This window comes from Minwuia sp. IMCC3009 (assembly GCF_029909415.1).
Classification (GTDB): domain Bacteria; phylum Pseudomonadota; class Alphaproteobacteria; order Minwuiales; family Minwuiaceae; genus Minwuia.
Genome location: NZ_CP123781.1, coordinates 1,482,355 through 1,499,523 on the forward strand (window position 1 = coordinate 1,482,355; position 17,169 = coordinate 1,499,523).

The 17,169-nt window shown below is 59.6% G+C and carries 15 protein-coding genes and 2 pseudogenes; 9 read left to right on the top strand and 8 right to left on the bottom strand.

Annotation, left to right across the window (positions count from 1 at the left end; genetic code table 11):
- Positions 1-208: 208 nt before the first annotated feature.
- Both QGV55_RS07020 and QGV55_RS07025 read right to left on the bottom strand, forming a co-directional pair.
- Positions 209-1,174: an acetamidase/formamidase family protein gene (locus QGV55_RS07020; protein ID WP_281017554.1), complete on the bottom strand. Its 966-nt coding sequence runs from the start codon at positions 1,172-1,174 to the stop codon at positions 209-211.
- Positions 1,175-1,346: 172 nt separating this feature from the next.
- Positions 1,347-1,730 (bottom strand): hypothetical protein, encoded by a 384-nt coding sequence (locus QGV55_RS07025; protein ID WP_281017553.1) that lies wholly within the window; start codon positions 1,728-1,730, stop codon positions 1,347-1,349.
- 200 nt (positions 1,731-1,930) lie between these two features.
- Here QGV55_RS07025 and QGV55_RS07030 point away from each other — a divergent pair, with 200 nt between their 5' ends.
- Together QGV55_RS07030 and QGV55_RS07035 are read left to right on the top strand one after the other, a co-directional pair.
- Positions 1,931-2,248, top strand: a complete 318-nt coding sequence (locus tag QGV55_RS07030; protein WP_281017552.1) for an NIPSNAP family protein — start codon at positions 1,931-1,933, stop codon at positions 2,246-2,248.
- 306 nt (positions 2,249-2,554) lie between these two features.
- Positions 2,555-3,697: an NADH:flavin oxidoreductase/NADH oxidase gene (locus tag QGV55_RS07035; RefSeq protein ID WP_281017551.1), complete on the top strand. Its 1,143-nt coding sequence runs from the start codon at positions 2,555-2,557 to the stop codon at positions 3,695-3,697.
- Positions 3,698-3,867: 170 nt separating this feature from the next.
- On the opposite strand, the gene QGV55_RS07040 is transcribed toward QGV55_RS07035, so the two are convergent.
- Positions 3,868-4,884, bottom strand: coding sequence for a TauD/TfdA family dioxygenase (locus QGV55_RS07040; RefSeq protein WP_281017550.1), 1,017 nt, complete (start codon positions 4,882-4,884; stop codon positions 3,868-3,870).
- Positions 4,885-4,981: 97 nt separating this feature from the next.
- Here QGV55_RS07040 and QGV55_RS07045 point away from each other — a divergent pair.
- Positions 4,982-5,681 (top strand): annotated as a pseudogene (locus QGV55_RS07045) (IS6 family transposase).
- Between the two features lie 1,416 nt (positions 5,682-7,097).
- Here the strand turns inward: QGV55_RS07045 and QGV55_RS07050 are convergent.
- From QGV55_RS07050 to QGV55_RS07065, 4 genes are all read right to left on the bottom strand, one after another.
- On the bottom strand, positions 7,098-8,072 hold the full coding sequence (locus QGV55_RS07050) for a hypothetical protein (RefSeq protein ID WP_281017549.1): 975 nt from the start codon (positions 8,070-8,072) through the stop codon (positions 7,098-7,100).
- Between the two features lie 12 nt (positions 8,073-8,084).
- Positions 8,085-8,438 carry a helix-turn-helix transcriptional regulator gene (locus tag QGV55_RS07055; RefSeq protein ID WP_281017548.1) on the bottom strand — a complete coding sequence of 118 codons (354 nt, stop codon included), beginning with the start codon at positions 8,436-8,438 and terminating at the stop codon, positions 8,085-8,087.
- A gap of 126 nt (positions 8,439-8,564) precedes the next feature.
- Complete coding sequence (locus QGV55_RS07060) at positions 8,565-9,335, bottom strand: ADP-ribosylglycohydrolase family protein (RefSeq protein ID WP_281017547.1); 771 nt, start codon at positions 9,333-9,335, stop codon at positions 8,565-8,567.
- A gap of 113 nt (positions 9,336-9,448) precedes the next feature.
- Positions 9,449-10,990, bottom strand: a complete 1,542-nt coding sequence (locus tag QGV55_RS07065; protein WP_281017546.1) for an ADP-ribosylglycohydrolase family protein — start codon at positions 10,988-10,990, stop codon at positions 9,449-9,451.
- A 120-nt stretch (positions 10,991-11,110) separates the two neighbouring features.
- Between QGV55_RS07065 and QGV55_RS07070 the strand changes: the two genes are divergently transcribed.
- The 5 genes and pseudogenes from QGV55_RS07070 (at position 11,111) to QGV55_RS19745 (ending at position 14,514) form a co-directional block, all read left to right on the top strand.
- On the top strand, positions 11,111-11,791 hold the full coding sequence (locus QGV55_RS07070) for an NUDIX domain-containing protein (protein WP_281017545.1): 681 nt from the start codon (positions 11,111-11,113) through the stop codon (positions 11,789-11,791).
- Between the two features lie 39 nt (positions 11,792-11,830).
- Positions 11,831-12,118: a hypothetical protein gene (locus QGV55_RS07075; RefSeq protein WP_281017544.1), complete on the top strand. Its 288-nt coding sequence runs from the start codon at positions 11,831-11,833 to the stop codon at positions 12,116-12,118.
- Between the two features lie 42 nt (positions 12,119-12,160).
- Positions 12,161-12,901, top strand: coding sequence for an endonuclease (locus QGV55_RS07080; RefSeq protein ID WP_281017543.1), 741 nt, complete (start codon positions 12,161-12,163; stop codon positions 12,899-12,901).
- Positions 12,902-13,005: 104 nt separating this feature from the next.
- Entirely contained in the window at positions 13,006-13,755 is a 750-nt protein-coding gene (locus QGV55_RS07085; protein ID WP_281017542.1) for a hypothetical protein, read from the top strand.
- 73 nt (positions 13,756-13,828) lie between these two features.
- Positions 13,829-14,514 (top strand): annotated as a pseudogene (locus QGV55_RS19745) (IS6 family transposase).
- A gap of 210 nt (positions 14,515-14,724) precedes the next feature.
- On the opposite strand, the gene QGV55_RS19750 reads toward QGV55_RS19745, so the two are convergent.
- Positions 14,725-15,486 (bottom strand): hypothetical protein, encoded by a 762-nt coding sequence (locus QGV55_RS19750; protein WP_348638812.1) that lies wholly within the window; start codon positions 15,484-15,486, stop codon positions 14,725-14,727.
- Positions 15,487-15,691: 205 nt separating this feature from the next.
- On the opposite strand from QGV55_RS19750, the gene QGV55_RS07100 reads away from it, so the two are divergent.
- Positions 15,692-16,830, top strand: a protein-coding gene (locus tag QGV55_RS07100; protein WP_281015974.1) for an IS3 family transposase whose coding sequence is annotated in 2 segments (ribosomal slippage) — positions 15,692-15,956 and positions 15,956-16,830 — 1,140 coding nt in all. Because the reading frame shifts where the segments join, the coding sequence is not laid out codon by codon here.
- Positions 16,831-17,169 lie beyond the last annotated feature (339 nt).

Sequence of the window (17,169 nt, forward strand, 5' to 3'; positions counted from 1 at the left end):
CCGCCGAACCGGTCTCTTGCATCAATTTCCCTGATACGGTGCCAAATACAGGGAATTTTTCAAATTTACAGGGAACCGACCTTGTGGGAACGCGATTTTCACACGTATTATCAGCACATTGGGTGAAAAATTCCCTGCAAACCAGAACAGGGAATTTTATGAACCGAACAGGGAATTCTGAACGCGAATCAAGGAATCTGGTCAGGCATCAGGGATTTGGGTCGAATGTCGATTTCGGCAAGACAACATGGATGCCCTTGTGTTGGTTTACCAACTGGGTGACGCGCATATCCGCCGCAATCGAACAGAGAGTGTAGGCGTCTTCCCTGGTCAGATTTGATCGGGATGTGATCAGACGGATCATGGCGCGCAGTGCCTGTTTCGCCGCGGCATCAAGAACCACGTCGATACCAAAGGTGATGAATAAATCCGCTGTTTCCGCCCATGGCATCCACGGCCCGGGCATGTCGCTTGCTGCGCCAGCGAGGACCTCGAAGGAGAACACGCCAGCCATGCAGGTCTCGATGGCGGTCAGACAGACCTCGCCGTCACCCTGATTGGCGTGGCCGTCGCCGCAGGAGAATAGCCCTCCGGGTTGGAAAACGGGCAGATGCAGCGTGGCACCCGATCCCAGCAGTTTGCAGTCGATGTTGCCACCGAAAGCACGCGGGACAATGGACGACTGGACGCCCCAGTGATCGGGCGGTGCGACGCCCATGACGCCGAAAAAGGGATTGAGCGGCAATGTCACGCCCCAGGGCAGCGCCGCCGTGCGCGCGACTCCATCGATCGGAATGTGCAGGAAGCGCGTGCTGTCGAAGTCTTCGGGCAATACGCCCGAGAGCGGTCGGATCAGGTTCCAGCCCCAGTCGCTCAGCAACTCGATCTCGTGCACATGAACCGACAGGACGTCGCCAGGTGATGCTCCGTTGATGCCGACAGGGCCCGTCAGAATATGTCCTGGCTCCATCCGACGCGTGACTTTCGCGATCACTTCCCGATGGGCCGGCAGCGTGGTCATCGGAGCCGGGGGGAGCATCGTCTCACCGCCGGAGACCGTCTCAATGCGCACGTTATCGCCCGGTTCGATCCAGGTGACAGCGGGCCGCGCCGGATCGAAATAGCCCCAGTGCGTCGTTTCCGGATCGGCCGGAATGGTCAGGTCATTCTTCATGGGTCACTCCCCGATCGTTCCGCGCCACGTCGACTTGAATCGTGGTGGCAATCATCGAACAATAATCCCTTGTTGTCAGAGCAAATGAGCTCGACCGCTGCCGCCCCCTGTAGTATCCGAGGGCAGCCTGCGAGCTGCCGGAGTTGTTCGACAACCGGCAGCTGGATGCGGTTCAATCAACCTCCAGCCGATAGTCATCAATCACCTCCTGCGCGACGATACCCGCGTGCAGGGCGAGCAGGACGAGGCGGGCGTCCGGACCGGTTCCGGCGCCAATTGCTGCCATGATGCGGTCCTCCGCCCCTGCAGCAGCTAATGCACCGTTGTCTTCGGTGAAGATCTGCTGGCCGTGCATCAGATATCCGAGCAGTGCGGCAGCATGTGCGCAGGCCGTTTCGTCGGCACCGCCCTGTCGAGGCCTCGACTCGAGCTGGCGGATGGTGGCGATTTTCACCGCACCCGGCACCAGACGGGGATGAACGCCGACAGCACGCAATGCACGATCAAGCCGTTGAACGGGTCGCGAAGCGCCAAAGAGTTCCAGTATTCCCAGCATCAATCCCACTCTACCGCATTCTTGGAGCTTCAGCTTTTCCGGACTTGCCTCAGAACTCCTGCCCGTTTCGATAAGCTTCGCGCACTATGCTGCGCGACCGCCCGCCCAAAATGTCATGATGGCTCCAACGGCGCTTCATTGGCTGCATTCTGTGTGATTCACGGTCGGGCCGTCATGGATCTTTGGAAAGGTATGCTCAGATGACTATATATGAACTCCGCACCTACACCCTTTATACCGGCAAGATGGTGGAAGCCGTCGACCTTTACAGAAACATCGGCTGGCCGGTGCTGGAGAAATACCAGGACAAGCTGGTCGGGTATTTCACAGGGGATGTGGGTGCAATGAACAAGCTGACTCATATCTGGAAGTTCGATGACGACGCTGACCGCAGAAAATTCTGGAGTACTCTGTTCGGTGATGAAGCGTTCATGCAGTTCGCGCAGAAATTCCGGCCACTCGTCCAAAGTCAGGAGAACCAGCTGATGCTTGCAGCTCCCTGGGGGCCACACCCTTGATTGCGTAGAGTTGGAGACAGGTCCGGGATCCGAAGCTATCGACCTGCTCAGATCGAAAATATCCCGGAAGGTCGGGCAACGCTTCGGGAAGCGGGCACGGTGAATCCAACAGTGGCGGAGCAAAGCAAGAGCCGGAAAACTCCGATCTCAGACGATCCAGTTTTCGGGGGGCAGAGCACAACGCCGGTAAGCGCCAGACTCAAACAATCCAGTTTCCAGGGTCGGAGACAGGCGTTATCGTTGACCATGAGCAGTCTTATGTAAACTCGCCCATGATGGCGTATTCAATCGTAATGGACGAACTACGTGAGCAGTTTATTTACCCCTTTCACCCTGAAGGACGTCACGCTGCGAAATCGCATCGCAATGTCGCCAATGACGATGTACCGGTCGGTCGATGGTCGGATGACAGACTTCCACGTCATGCTCATGGGGTCGCGCGCGGCCGGCGGCTTCGGCCTGGTTTTTCCAGAGCAGATAGCAATTACACCTGACGGACGGACAAGCACAAGCTGCGCAGGTATCTACGATGACGCGCAGTTGGAAGGCTTGAGCCGGATTGCTGGAATCATCAAGGAGATGGGAGCTGTCCCGGCTATTCAACTCGGCCACACTGGCCGCAGGGGCAGTGAGAACAAGCCTTGGGAAGGCAAGATTCAGCTTCCGTCCGACGACCCGGATGGCTGGCAGGTTCGCGGGCCCTCAGCCATTCCTTATGGTGGTAGATATACATACCCCGTTCACGAACTCGGCTTGGACGAGATCAAGGGTATTTGTGAGGCTTACGCTGACGCAGCCCGTCGTGCACTCGATTGCGGGTTTGAGTGGCTCGAGATGCATTTCGCACACGGGTATCTAGGTGCCAGCTTCTTTTCGCCACTTGCCAATCAGCGCACAGATCAGTACGGCGGAAACCTGGAGAACAGGCTCCGTTTCCATCGCGAGGCAATGGACTCCGTGCGTGCGGTCTGGCCCGAAAGGCTTCCGCTCACAGTTAGGCTTGGGTCCGACGATTTCAACGAGGACGGTATACAGTTCGATGACGCAATCTGGGCGATTTCGGCGCTCAAGGAGCATGGGCTGGACTTCGCGGATATCAGCCTGGGAATGAATACCGATGCGATGCGAGATGTTCCGTTCGACGATGTTGGTTTCATGGTGGAACGGGCTGCACGCGTGCGCCGAGAGTTAGATATCCCAGTCGGCGTGAGCTGGAATCTTGGTATACCAAGTGAGGCCAACCGAGTGATCGCCCAGGGACTGATTGATGTTGTGTTCCTTGGTCGCCCGGCGTTGGCAAACCCGCACTGGCCTTTCTGGGCGGCCAGGGAGTTGGGACATGAAGATCCTCTCGCACTCATGCCTGAGGACTGGTCGTGGTGGCTTCGCCGCCGACCGAAACCCGAGGGCACGCTTGGCTGGCCGCCTGTCTCTGGAGACGCGCGCTGAAAGACATTCTGAATTTCATGCAGGTCCCTATGGCCGACAACATGTTGCGCCGGGAGGCGCTGTCATGTGTAGACGACCCCTTCGGGAGCCCATTCGGACCTGCCTAAGATTTGGTCTGCCAGAGACGTCAGTCTGCGCCTCTGGCATTGCCAGAGCAAACATTGAACGAACTAGTTCTGCATGGGAACGGTCTCATCCCAACGGAAGCCAACACCACCACCTTGCCAGACCCCTTCGCCGAGTGGGCTGGGCCCGTAGATGTCGAGTTGGAGTGGCAGTCCATTGTCGGGACCGAAGTTCCGAGCGGCTCGGACAGTGCTCCGGTGCAGGATCCTCAACCCCTGTTGTTCAGCTGGCAGATGGGCGTCGGGAGAAGCGCGGTGCGCGACCGCGAGGTTATCGACGAAGACGCAATCCCTCTCTTCATATTCAAAGGAGATTGCGTATCCGTTGTCCAGGCCGGCATCCAGAATGTCCTTGTACTGGTTGCAAAGCTGCTTCAGTTCGGCGGCATCCAGCAGGCGGAAACCCCCATCTGTGGCAGATTTCTCGATGACCGCTCCTGTCATCCCCAGATGCAGCCAGATCGATCTGCGTCCGGATATGGGGTGTACATGAACCACCGGGTGCACGACGCCTGATGCGGAATTCACCGAGGAGAGGCGATTCCAGAATTCCCTGGTCTCCTTCGGCAGGGCGTCATGTGCGGCACCCTGATGGACGAAACAGGTACCCCCTCCGTTCTCGGCTGGACGGATGATGTGGTAGCCCGCATGGGAAAAGGTGTCCGGGACGAAACTGCCATCATTGTGCCACTGGGGACCCACACCCGGAATCCCGTGACGTTCGTCGTTCGAAAGGCGGAAGATATGGCGATTTCCACCCGGAGTCGCCGGATGAACGCCGTGGGTGCTGTGCAATTGCCTGCCGCCCCACCAACAGCTGGCACGGAGGAAGTCATCGACTTCCAGCTGCTTTTCGTTCTTGAAGACAATGAACCCACGGTGAGCCATCTCGTGTTCAAGTGCTTCGATGAGTTTGCCTGGCGGCATCACTCTGGTTGCCAGGTCAATGCCCTGCACCTGAGCACCTAGCGGCTCGAGTGGAACGATCTTTCCGCCGAATTGCTCGATTATTGCGACGCGACATGGATCAAGCGGCTGAACATTCTGAGAATGTGTATTCAATTCTGACCTCCATTCCTCGACTTACACTTAAGAATAACTGAATCTCATGAAAGGCATTTTTTGAGAAATTCTGTTGCGGGCGACGTAGGCCATCGGGATGCTTAACCCTCTTGGCTATTTCAATAGCTCGCCGGCGGTGATCCGCACCGTGGTCCTGCTCTGCGTGCGGTTCCCGCTGTCGCTGCGCCAGGTCGAAGACCTGCTGCACGAAAGAGGCATCGACATCAGCCATGAGACCGTCCGGTTCTGGTGGAACCGCTTCGGACCCATCTTCGCCGCCGAGCTTCGCAACAAGCAACGGATGACGGCTAACCAACATGTCCAGTGGCGCTGGCACCTGGACGAGGTCTTCGTCCAAGTCAACGGCGAGCGACGCTATCTCTGGCGGGCCGTGGATCACGACGGAGAAGTGCTGGAAGTCTACGTCACGAAGACGCGTGATCGCAGGGCTGTCCTGGATTTCCTGTGGCGGGCACTGAAACGTTTCGGCTCACCACGCACCATCGTCACCGACCGACTGCGTTCCTGCCGCGCGGCGCTTTCGGACCTCGGCATCGCTGGCCGCCAGGACCCGGCGAGATGGTTGAACAACCGGGCGGAAAATTCCCATCAGCCGATCCGACGACGAGAGCGATCCGTGCAACGTTTCCGAAGCGGTGCCACGCTCCAGAAATTCGTTTCCATTCACGCTGCCATCCATAATCACTTCCAACCTCGATCGGCATCTCACCCGTCGGACCGACTTGAGGCAGCGCCGCGATGCGGCGCTTGCTGAATGGCGACAGTTTGCGATCTGAACTCACCCAGATACAGCCCTGCCGCGCCGGGGTCAGATTGCTCTGACAAAGCCGGGAATATTTATCGGGTTTCAGGGAAGCAGCGGCCGCTTTGCAGGGTAGTACTGGACCTGTTTGGGGCAGGGGACATGGCTGAACGGTTACCCTGCCGGCGGACGACTGCTTCCGCCATGCGGTTGCCGTCAACGGCACCCTCGTGATCAGAGCTGAAAAGCTCCAAATTCATGAGGTCGGGTTCCCACGGGATAAGGACACATGCGAATTCAGGCAGCAATAAACCACTTACCGTCCAATTCTCGCCCGTTTTCCGCAAGATCCTTTTCAGACACAACGTGGATGATCCTGGACACGTGATTGACGGAGACAACCTGGAACATGTCAGGAAAGACTCAGCGCCAATGAAGAGGCCCCTATGGCTTTGGCTGGTTTATGGCTGTGCGCTTGCCGCCAGCGGTGTTTCTGTATGGGCTCTGCTCATCCAGTTTGCGATTGTGCCGCCACCCTACGGTTTGATCCCACCATTGAACCTTTCCGAGCCTGATGGCTTGTTCGTTGATTGGCAGTTAGCCGCAATCAGCCAGGATCCGGCTCTATGCGAGCGCGTGGTGATCTCTTCGCCTTTGGTATCGGCGGAAAGGGTTAGTGCGATGCCGGAACGAGAGGGGTGCGGATGGGCAAATGCTATCCGTCTGAATGCAGTGGACAACATTGAGGTGAACGCCTCACCGATTGATTGTGGGACCGCTGCCGCTATGGCCCTTTGGTTGACCAAGGTAGTTGCGCCCGCTGCGAGGGAGACGCTTTCGACGACTGTACGCAAGATCACTCACTTCGGAACCTATGCGTGCCGCAACATAGCCGGAACGCCCTGGAGAAGCGTTCATGCCAAAGCTGCGGCCATCGATGTTTCAGCCTTTGCAACAAGCGATGGTTCAAACCTGAGCGTACGCAGACATTGGAAGGGGAAGGATGACAGGGCAAGATTCCTTCATTCGATTGCTGATGGCACATGTCGATATTTCAGGTCTGCGCTAACTCCAGCTTATAACGCCGCGCATCATGATCATTTTCACCTGGATCGAGGGTGGGGCATCACATGCAGATGAGGGGCTTGAGTGTTGGTGACGTGTGAGGGGCTCCCCAGCTTTCCACCAGCATTGTTGTGCCGCCGGAAGTCGGATCGTCTGGTACTGGGATTTTGCGCCGGGTTTTCCTGCCCTGGCTTTGCAAGAGATGGAACTGGCAGTGGCCGGCTCGAATGGAGCCCATGTGGCGGCCTCATCAGGCAAAAGAGCTGATGAGGCCGCCACGCGGGAAAGTCCGACGCCCTGTCACGCAACTCGCGGACACATCTGGCCTGGATGGCGTTCGTCTGCATCGGGATGAACTGGCACTACACTGGATCCTAGACCCGGGTTACGCGCGGGGGCGCTGCGCCGGGCCGATGTGGCGAACCTGATCGTCTGGCTCCTGCCCGCCACGAAGGATCGTTTCCCTGATCGACTTCAGGCGTCGCAGTTTCTCTGCTCCGCGAAGTGCTGCCGTACTGTCGTCGTAATAGTCAAACCAAGGGAGACCAGCCCTGTCATATGCCCTGACACCCGGCGGCCGGGTCCGGGGAGGTTCACCGGTAATCGCTTCCCAAAGAAGCGCATCCGCCATCGCAACGAAACAGCGCTGACCATGGCGTTGGTCCCACGCATCAAGGCCATATTCGTCGTCGTAGATCTCCTGGCGCATGCGGCCGCCAGGAGCCATTCCCATATCAGCAGCGCTGCTCACGCTTCTCGCGCAGAACATCATTTCCGAATGTTCGGACAGTGATTGCCCGAACCTTTCCTGCTTCTTCCGCATCTCCTCGTAACGTTCGGCTTTCATTGGGTAGACCATCACCTGCAGACCACCGGTTTCGGCGGCCCCGGTGATCTGCTCTTCCGCCGTTGCGCCTTCCCCAAGATGAGCCGCTACGAACTGACGTACGGTTCCTTCCTCGACACAGAAGCCGTCGAGCCAGGGCTGACGGGGCAGGACAACATAGTCCTGTGGATCCCTGTTCAGGGAGGGTGCCCACGGCTCGCCGGTTACCGCGTTGATCTTTCCCGCAGCAACTTTCACGGCGAACGGATAGTCGTGGCTGGAGAAATCGATCCACATGGCTTCCGCTTGATGGATGGGAAGAAACACCCCACCGCGCTCACGCCAGTTCGGGGGCAGCCGGTCCGCGAAGTCATCAACATGGCGGAGCGGGAAGGAGCCGAGGCCTGGCGGAAGAGAATGATCCTGATCATCATCGGGGAGGCGCAGCGTTCGCTGGAAATCGATCTCGCATACCGCGTCCTCGTGAACGTCGGGGAAACGGAAGAAAAGGCGGTTTCGATCAAGATTCATCATCGGCTCTGTCTCCTACCATCTGCCGTCCCGGACCTCGCGGACGACGCTGAGGATCGCGTGGTCGGGAGCGGATTTCAGCTCCCGCAGCAGCCGTGCGAAAAGCATCGGCCGCTTGCGGATGATCTCCTGCAGTTCCCCTGACACCTTTCCTGCCAGCGCAAGCATGACGTCGGTGTCCTCGCCCAGTTCTTGGGCAAGCCGGACCGTCGTGGCTTCCCCCGGAGGGGGCACCTCTCCCCGCTCGACCTTCGAGAGATAGGCCGGTTCAATCCCGACCCGTCCCGCTACCTGGCGCAACGAGTAGCCCCGATCCCCTTTTCGGAGCTCTTCGCGCCGTTCCCGGACATACTGACCAAAGTGCGTCATGTGTCATATATAGTACACGAAATGCACGTGACAAGATGAGCATTTGATCAGTTCGCCTTCGAGTCCCGGTTCATGAGCGAGCACTGCTCGGGCTGCGATTGTTTGCGACCCGGGGGCTTTGCGCCATCAAGGCTTTTGACCCCCATGCTTCTCGAACCGCTCCAGCGTCTCCAGCAGGTCCGGCGCCAGGTACCCCAGCGCGACCCGGGAGATTTCCTCAGGCACACCGAACCTCGCTTCCGCGATCCCACCGGCGATGCATGCGACCGTGTCCGTATCGCCACCAAGTGACACGGCCAGCCGGACGGTCTGCTCGTAGCCATCGGCCAGGCACGCGCAGGCAATTGCCGCCGGGACGGAACTCTCGGTGCTGACACCTGGCGGGGGCTTGTCACGAAGTTCGTCAATCGAACCGGCCAGGCTGTATCCGTAACGGGATGCGATCTCGGATCGAAGGGTGTCGGATCCTGCCCCCTCGAGTGCGCGCCAGATCCCGAACACGACCGCAGTTGCCCCATTCATGGCTGATGGATGGTCATGACTGACGGCTGCAGACCGGGACGCCAGGTCGAGGGCGTTTTCCAGGTTGCTGGCCAGGTAAGGCAGCGAACTCACTCTCATGGCTCCGCCGTTCCCGAAGCTCCCGTAGGGGCCGCCTTTCGAAGAGGCCCAGTTCCGGAACATCTTTCCATAGCGTCGCCGGGGATGGCGCTGCACGTAGGTGCGCAGATGCCCGGCAAAGTCCTGATCGGTCATGGCTGCATCGGCCACGGCGATAGTGCAGACGGTATCATCCGTGAACCTGCACCCCTCGGGGAACAGCGTGAAGTCACCGGGCTGTGGTCGGGAGCCCTCGTGAAGGGAACCAATGATATCGCCCGCTATCGCACCAAGCATGGAGCATCTCCCTTGGGATCAAGTGTGTCTTCCCGCCTGCCATCATGGCAGGCCGGGTAACCACGCACTCTGGATTGTAGAGCGCGCCTACGCGTATCCTGTGCGGCCTTGCGTCAATCCCTCGACGCACCGGACAGGTTCCCGGGGGGACGGTGACCAGGATCGAAAGATGTTCCGGGACCGACAGTCGCCCCGAACAGCCGCGCTGCATTGGCCTGCAACCGCTTGGTGAGCGCCAGCCTCTCCAGCCAGGCATCGGGGATGCCGGACATGCCATGGAGCGCGCCTGCCAGCTGTCCGGTCACTGCCGCCACGGTGTCGGCGTCCTCGCCGAGGTTGGCCGCGAGCAGGACCGCATCACGGAAACTTCCGGTCCGCGCCACGCACCAGATCGCGGCTTCGAGGGTATGAATGACATAACCGCTGGAGCGGATGTCCTTGCGGGCCTTGCCCCTCCATGAGCCACCGAGGACCTCGGCCACGGCAGGCGCGCCATCAAACTCCCGGTCTGCCAGGACCTGCTCACGGGACATGCCCGAGATGGCGTCACCAAGCATGTCGGAGAACCCGACGCATGCATCAACCGCTTCCGGCGCCGCGTGGGTCGTGCGCGACTGCAGGGCTGCCGCCTCGCGCCTCTGGTCAGCATCGTGCCAGTAGCGGACAGCAACAGGTGCCAGGCGCATCAGGGAGCCGTTGCCTGCACTCTTCGGGTCATCACTCCCCGCAAGCGGGTTGTTCCGCTCCAGGAAGCGGCTGAGCGCCCGTGTCGTGGTGATGCCGATATCGAAGCACCTGCCGTTGCACGAATAGGTTCCTTCATCCCGCCATGAGACGAAGCGGTTCATCAGATCGTGAGGATCCAGCTTGCCACAGTCCTCGAGACTGAACGCGAGGGCCAGTGCCATTGCCGTGTCGTCGGTCCACTCACCGGGCTTCAGCCTGAACGGGCCGCCCCCGACCATGTCCTCCAGCAGGGGCTGGCTGTCCCGTGCGCTGAACTCCAGGGTCGTGCCGATGGCGTCGCCCACCGCGAGGCCCAGGAAGGCCCCCATGGCGCGGTCACGGGTTGCCTCCAGGGTCCTCGCCGGTTCGACAGGGCTCACCGGACGTGTGGCCAGGACATGGCGCTCCTGTTCACTTGTCTCGATGGCTCCCGGGCGCACCTGCCGTACCTGCCTGATGGCAACCCGTGGATCCGCGCCCATCTCCACCAGAAGCCGCGCCGACACCAGCCCCGCGCGACCGAGACCGCCCTTGCAGTGCACGAGGATATCGAACCCCGCGGCCAGCATGCCGCGCAACTGCCCGGAGGCATTGGTCCACCGCTCTTCCCATTCACGGTCAGGGACCGATACATCCCGGATCGGCAGGTGGAACCAGGTCATGTGCCTAGCACGGACCTTCGTGCCGAGGTCCGTCACCTGCAGGTTCCTCATCTCGTGCTCCTGGATCAGCGAGACAACCGCCACGGCGCCCCATTCGGCAATGCAGTCCAGGTCGGTGTCGAGATCACGGTCCCATGCACCACTCATGGCCCAGCTGTCCTTCTTGCCGGGGCAGAAGGTGATGCCGATACGTCCCGAGCCTTCACCGGTCTGCACTTCCGCGATCTGCAGCGGGTGGCTCTGGCTGGTCCTGCTGTTGGTCTTCATTGGCCTGCTTGCCTCTTCCTGTCTCCGGGCGGGGATACCAGCGATGTCGAACTCTCGGCCCACTGGAAGAACGCCCGTATATGTGTAATATATACACAAACTAGCGATGGAGAGTATGTGTTGTCAACACACAAAGAGAAGCCTCAACCCGGAAAGCCACCGACCAAGCTGGCCGTGGCCACCGATATCGCGGTGTTCACGCTGATGGACGACGAGCTGAAACTTCTCTGCATCAGGCGTGGTCCCGGCGCCTTCGAAGGCTACTGGGCACTTCCCGGTGGCTTCCTCGAGCCGCACGAGACACTGGATGAATGCGCGGCCCGCGAACTGGTGGAGGAGGCTGGTGTCGACAATGCCTTCCTGCAGCAGTTCGGTGTCTACAGCGCACCGGACCGCGATCCCCGGGGGCGGGTGGTATCGATCGCCTATCTGGCCCTGGTGCGAGCAGATGACAAGCGGTTGCGCGCCGGGACGGATGCGACTGATGCAGCCTGGTTTGCGCTCACCGATCTGCCGCGACTGGCTTTCGATCACCCGGCAATCATCGACGATGCCTGCACCGCACTTCGACACCTGTCTGACACCGGAGACATCGCGCTCAACCTCATGCCCGAGAGCTTCACCATGACGGAACTGCGGGTGGCCCACGAGAAGATCATCGGCGGGGAATGCGACAGGCGGAACTTCAGCAAGCGGATCCTCGAACTCGATGTCGTGGAGCCGACCGGCGAGAAGCGAACAGGGCCGCATCGACCGGCCGCGACCTATCGGCGGAAGAAGCGGCGAACGGAACTCTCTTGATAGCTGCAGATCCGGACGCCCAGGTCAGGAGCGGATCACATGGAACAGATCCTGGAGACCACTCCGTCATGGGAGGCGACAGGAAGGTCGATCATCGCGATCGTCTATCTGTTGGGTGTCGTGTTCGTTTACAGCCTCGCCCGGGCAAGCGGGCGTGTGGGGTTCTTCTGGCTGTCGTGGTCGGGATACGACGATAGGAAGAGCCGTGCGTGGCATGGGGCAACTCGACAGACAGCTATCGCCATCGGGTCCTGCGGCAGTGCTGAGGTTCAAGAGCTACAACCCCCATCTTGGCACTCGACCCACCTTGTCTGGATAAATCTGTGATCGGGGACCTGGATACGGTTGGCGCTTCGGGAGGAGACAGACTTGTCGCGATTGATCATGTGCACCTTGCTTGCAGCCCTCATCTGGGTGCCCGTCTCGGCGCAGGAGGCGCCTCGCACGTTCCAGGCGGCCAAGAGGTACCTGGCAGACCTTCACGAGAGCATCGGCCACCTGCAGACGATCTATTGCGGATGCCCCTATGAACGGACCACGGCTTCAGGCGGCAACGTTGATCGTGAGAGCTGTGGCCTGACGGCCAGGAAGAACGATACACGCAGTGACCGTGTCGAGTGGGAGCATGTGGTCCCCGCGAGCTGGTTCGGCCAGACCCGTGCCTGCTGGATTCTGAAGGACGAGGTCTACCCCGAGTGTGACGGCCGGTCGGGCAGAGATTGTTGCCAGCGTGTGAACCCCGCATTCACGCTGGCGCACAATGACCCGAACAATCTCTTTCCCTCATCAGGTGAGGTGAACGGGGATCGATCCAACTATCCCTATGGTGAGGTCCCTGGAGAAGAACGTGTCTATGGGGCCTGCGACTTCGAGATGGGCAAGGCATCAGTTGGCAAGATCGCTGAGCCGCCGGATGGAGCGGCCCGCGGTACGCTGGCGCGTGCGATGCTCTATATGTCGTCGACTTACGGCGCCGACTTACGCCTGCCGCTATCCATCGTCTGGCAATGGCATATTGCCCACCCTGCGACTGCCTGGGAGATCGAGCGTGCTCGCCGCATCGCCGCAGACACAGGATTGCGGAACCGTTGGATCCTGGGAGACGAATGATGGTCGTTTGAGCTGATGACCCATGTTCAGGGAAGCGACGAGCCGCCGAGGGAACCGCTGAGCCTCTTGCGAGGCAGTACATAGGATTTGATGAGGTACATACGATGAGCATTCCGCAGTTCCTGCCCGGTGTACCGGTTGATCGGGTCATTGCCAGGCTGGCGAAAGCTGGCGGTAAGGAGCTTGAGTCAGGCAAGTTCTCCAGTGCAGAGAGTTCAGCGGCACTTGCGGTCAACTGTTTCGGCTGGTTCATCGAATGCCCGGAACGATTGCCGTTATTCCCCGTTCTGACGCATTCCGGCACGCCTGAGATGGTCGATGTTGAGTTCTGTGCGAGGTTTCCGTGGCGAGGGGGAAGGCATCCCTGGCTCGATGTTGTCGTCCAGACGCCAACGACCCTCATCGGCATCGAGAGCAAGCGCTTCGAGCCATTCAGGGATACAAAGTCGGTCAAGCTTTCTGACGCCTATGACCGGCCTGTCTGGGTCAACAACATGCGGCGCTTCGAGGCAATGCGGGACGGCTTGCGTTCTGGTGCGGAGCAGTTCGTTCATCTGGATGCAGCGCAACTAGTGAAGCATGCGTTTGGGCTGGTGACCGAAGGCGGTCGCCGGGGCAGGGCACCAGTGCTTCTCTACCTCTTTGCCGAACCTGCAAAGCGCGGCGACAAGCCAATCGCGCCGGAGAAACTGCAGTTGCATCGCGACGAGATTGTCCGGTTCGGGGATGCGGTTGCCGGCGACGATGTCCGGTTCCTGGGCTGTAGCTACAGAGAATGGCTCGTTGAATGGGACCAACTTGATGCCGACGTCGCAGGCCACGCCGGGGCAGTTCTCGCGGCATTTGAGCCTTGAGGCAGAGCCATCATGGCGGCATTGTCAGAGCAAATTCGGAGTCGATCCAGCTGTCTTCCTGTAAGTTGGGCGCATGCGAAATCCTTTCCGCTATTTCAATAACTCGCCGGCGGTGATCCGCACTGCGGTCCTGATCTACATCCGGTTCTTGCTGTCGCTGCGCCAGGCCGAAGACCTGCTGCACGAAAGGGGCATCGACATCAGCCACGAGACCGTTCGGTTCTGGCGGAACCGCTTCGGGTCGGTGTTCGCAGCCCAACTTTGAGAACGGCAGCGGAGAACGGCTCGCCAGCACACCCAGTGGCGTCGGCACATGGACGAGGTCTTAGTCCGGGTCAACGGCGAGCGACACTATCTCTGGCGTGCCGTCGATCAGGAAAGTGAGGTACTGGAAGTCTACGTCACGAAGACGCGGGATTGCAGGGGTGCGCTGGATTTCCTGCAGCGCACGTTGAGATGCTTCGGCTAACCCCGCACAATCGAGACAGACTGCCTTCGCACCTACCGCGCGGCGCTTTCGGACCTCGGCATCGCTGGCCACCATGAAACGGCGATATGGTTGAACAACCGGGCGGAAAATTCCCGCCAACCATTCCGGCGATGAGAGCGGGCCATGCAATGTTTCCGGAGCGGTGCCACGCTCCAGAAATTAGTCTCCATCCACGCTGGCATCCATAATCACTTCAACCTCGATCGCCATCTCACCCGTCGGACCGACTTCAGGCAGCGCCGGATGCGACGCTCCCAGAATGGCGATAGTTGGCAATCTGACCTCCCCAGGTATGGCTCTGCTGCGCCGGGGTCAGGTAGCTCTGACAATGCCTACAGGGCTTCGGATCCGATGGGTTCTGGATCTCAGGTCACGATGAATGATGGTAGTTTGAGTAGATGTCCTACCGGTTGTTCGAGCCGCCCAGAAAATGCTGAGACTCTTTGATCATCGCGTCGGTCGTCTTGGAATTTTCCAGCTCACCCGCAATTTCCAGTTTTCGGTAGTAAGTTTGCTTTGCTGCAGCGCCTTTCTAGCGCGCAGGTGGAACAAAGCGGGTGTCGTGATTTGCAGATAGCGCTTGCCAAGTCCAGCGCTGCCCAGTTCACCTTGGCTGGATCGTCGTGCCGAACGAGCCAGTGGGCTGCTTCCTGTAGCCAAGGATCGTGGCGGATATCCGCGAGCCGCCGTGGTCGGATGTAGCGCTCCAGGACACGGGCCATGTTGACGTCCAGCAGCGGCCGCGGTTTCCCGTGCTGGAACATCAATATGGCATTCTTGACGTATTGGCCGACGGCGGGAATTCGGTCGAGTTCCAACTCCGATTCTGGAAACAAGCCCCCGCGATCAGCAGCATAGATTGCCAACCCCTTTATGGAGCGCGCGCGTCTTTTCCAAAGACCGATGGGCTTAAACTGGTACTCCAGCTCGGAAATGGATGCATCAGCGATGTCTTGCCAACACTTGAAGCGACCAAAGAATGGCCCGTAGACACGCGCGACAGTCTCTGCCCGCGTTCTCTGTAAGAGGACCTCGACGCAGATCCTTTCAAAGTTGTCAGCACTCTCTCTGCGCCAAGGAAAATCGCGACCATTAGCGTCGTACCATTCTAGGAGTCGGGGGCGCAGGCGCGATATTCTTTGCTTTTCGCCTCGAGTGAGAGGATCACGCGAGGACATGTGTCTCTGAAGGCGGGAACAGGGCGTTGAAGTCTGACGCGTGCATCTTGAAGAGGTAGCCATGGTCGCGCACACGCTTGGGTCCCTTTTGGGACATTAAGTAGTCGACGGAGATCACCCCACCCTCGATGAGAGCGTCAAAGTTCCGAATCCTCGGCTGTCGGGTATGTTCCACTTGCAAGAGAGGTGGCCCGACAAATCTGGACAGTTGAGTTAGGTGGATTTTCTGCTCCCAATCCGGCAGCGTTGCCGGGACGAAGGAGCGAAGATGACAAGACGACCCAGGCGGAACCACAGCCCTGCCTTCAAAGCGAAAGTCGCATTGGCGGCGCTGAAGGGCGACAGGACGATGAGCGAGCTGGCGACGCAGTTCGACCTGCATCCCAATCAGATCAAGCAGTGGAAGGATCAGCTGCTTGAGGGCGTAACGGGTGTCTTCGATGACACGCCAAAGGCCGCGAAAGAGCCGCAGATCGACGTAAAGTCCCTGCACGCGAAGATTGGCCAGCTGGCGCTGGAAAACGATTTTTTAGAGGGCGCGCTCGACAAGGCCGGTCTGTTGCCGAGCGCAAGGAAATGACGGGCCCGGACCACAGGCTGAGCCTGACACGGCAAGCCCGGCTTCTCGGGATCAGCCGGGGCAGCCTGTATTACGCGCCGCGCCCGACCAGTGCGGCGGACCTCAAGCTTATGCGCAGAATTGACGAGTTGCACATGGACTACCCGTTCGCGGGCAGCCGTATGATGAAAGGGTTGCTGCGGCAGGAAGGCTTCACGGCCGGGCGGCTGCACGTGGCAACCTGCATGAAAACGATGGGCATTGAGGCGCTCTATCGCAGACCGAACACCAGCAAGCCTGCGCCCGGTCACAGGATCTATCCCTACCTGCTGCGCAAGCTGGCCGTGACGCAGCCCAATCAGGTCTGGGCCATGGATATTACCTACATTCCCATGGCCCGAGGGTTCGTCTATCTGGTCGCCGTTCTGGACTGGTTCAGCCGCAAGGTTCTGGCCTGGCGGCTGTCGGTGACGCTGGAAACAGCGCCGTGTCTGGAGGCCTTGAATGATGCCCTGCGCAGATATGGCAAGCCGGAGATCATGAACTCGGACCAAGGATCACAGTTCACGTCCATTGACTTCATCAAGGCGCTGAAGGACGCCGACATCCAGATCAGCATGGATGGCAAGGGCGCTTGGCGCGATAACGTGTTTGTCGAACGGCTCTGGCGCAGCGTCAAATACGAGGAGGTCTATCTGCACGCCTATGAAAGCGTGTCAGCCGCCCGACAGGGCATCGACCGATACCTGGCCTTCTACAACACAAGGAGACCGCATTCATCGCTGGAAGGGCAAACGCCCGATCAGGCATATCACATCAAGTTGCAACCAATCCCGGTGGCGGCATAACCAAGCGGAAAATCCACCTAAGAAACGGCTCGAAACTGTTCAAACGAACCGAACCACCTCTTATCGACGGCAATTCCACTCCGTCTCCCATTTGTGGGCCGCGTGGCGACTTCGAGAAGGCCGGTTCGCCGCCGACGCGTTGAGCGGAAACAGCCTTGCGATCGATTTCCGGCGGTTCGTCTGCGAGGCCGAACGTATTCGGCTCTGGGGCCAGGGCTTTCGCCCCGAACGCGCCAAGTCGGAGCCACTATTTGACGGTGAGATGTGGACCGCGCCCGAGGAATGGCTGGCGCCCCTACCCTATCCGCAGTGGCCGGGCGAGGACTGGGTTCCACCGAT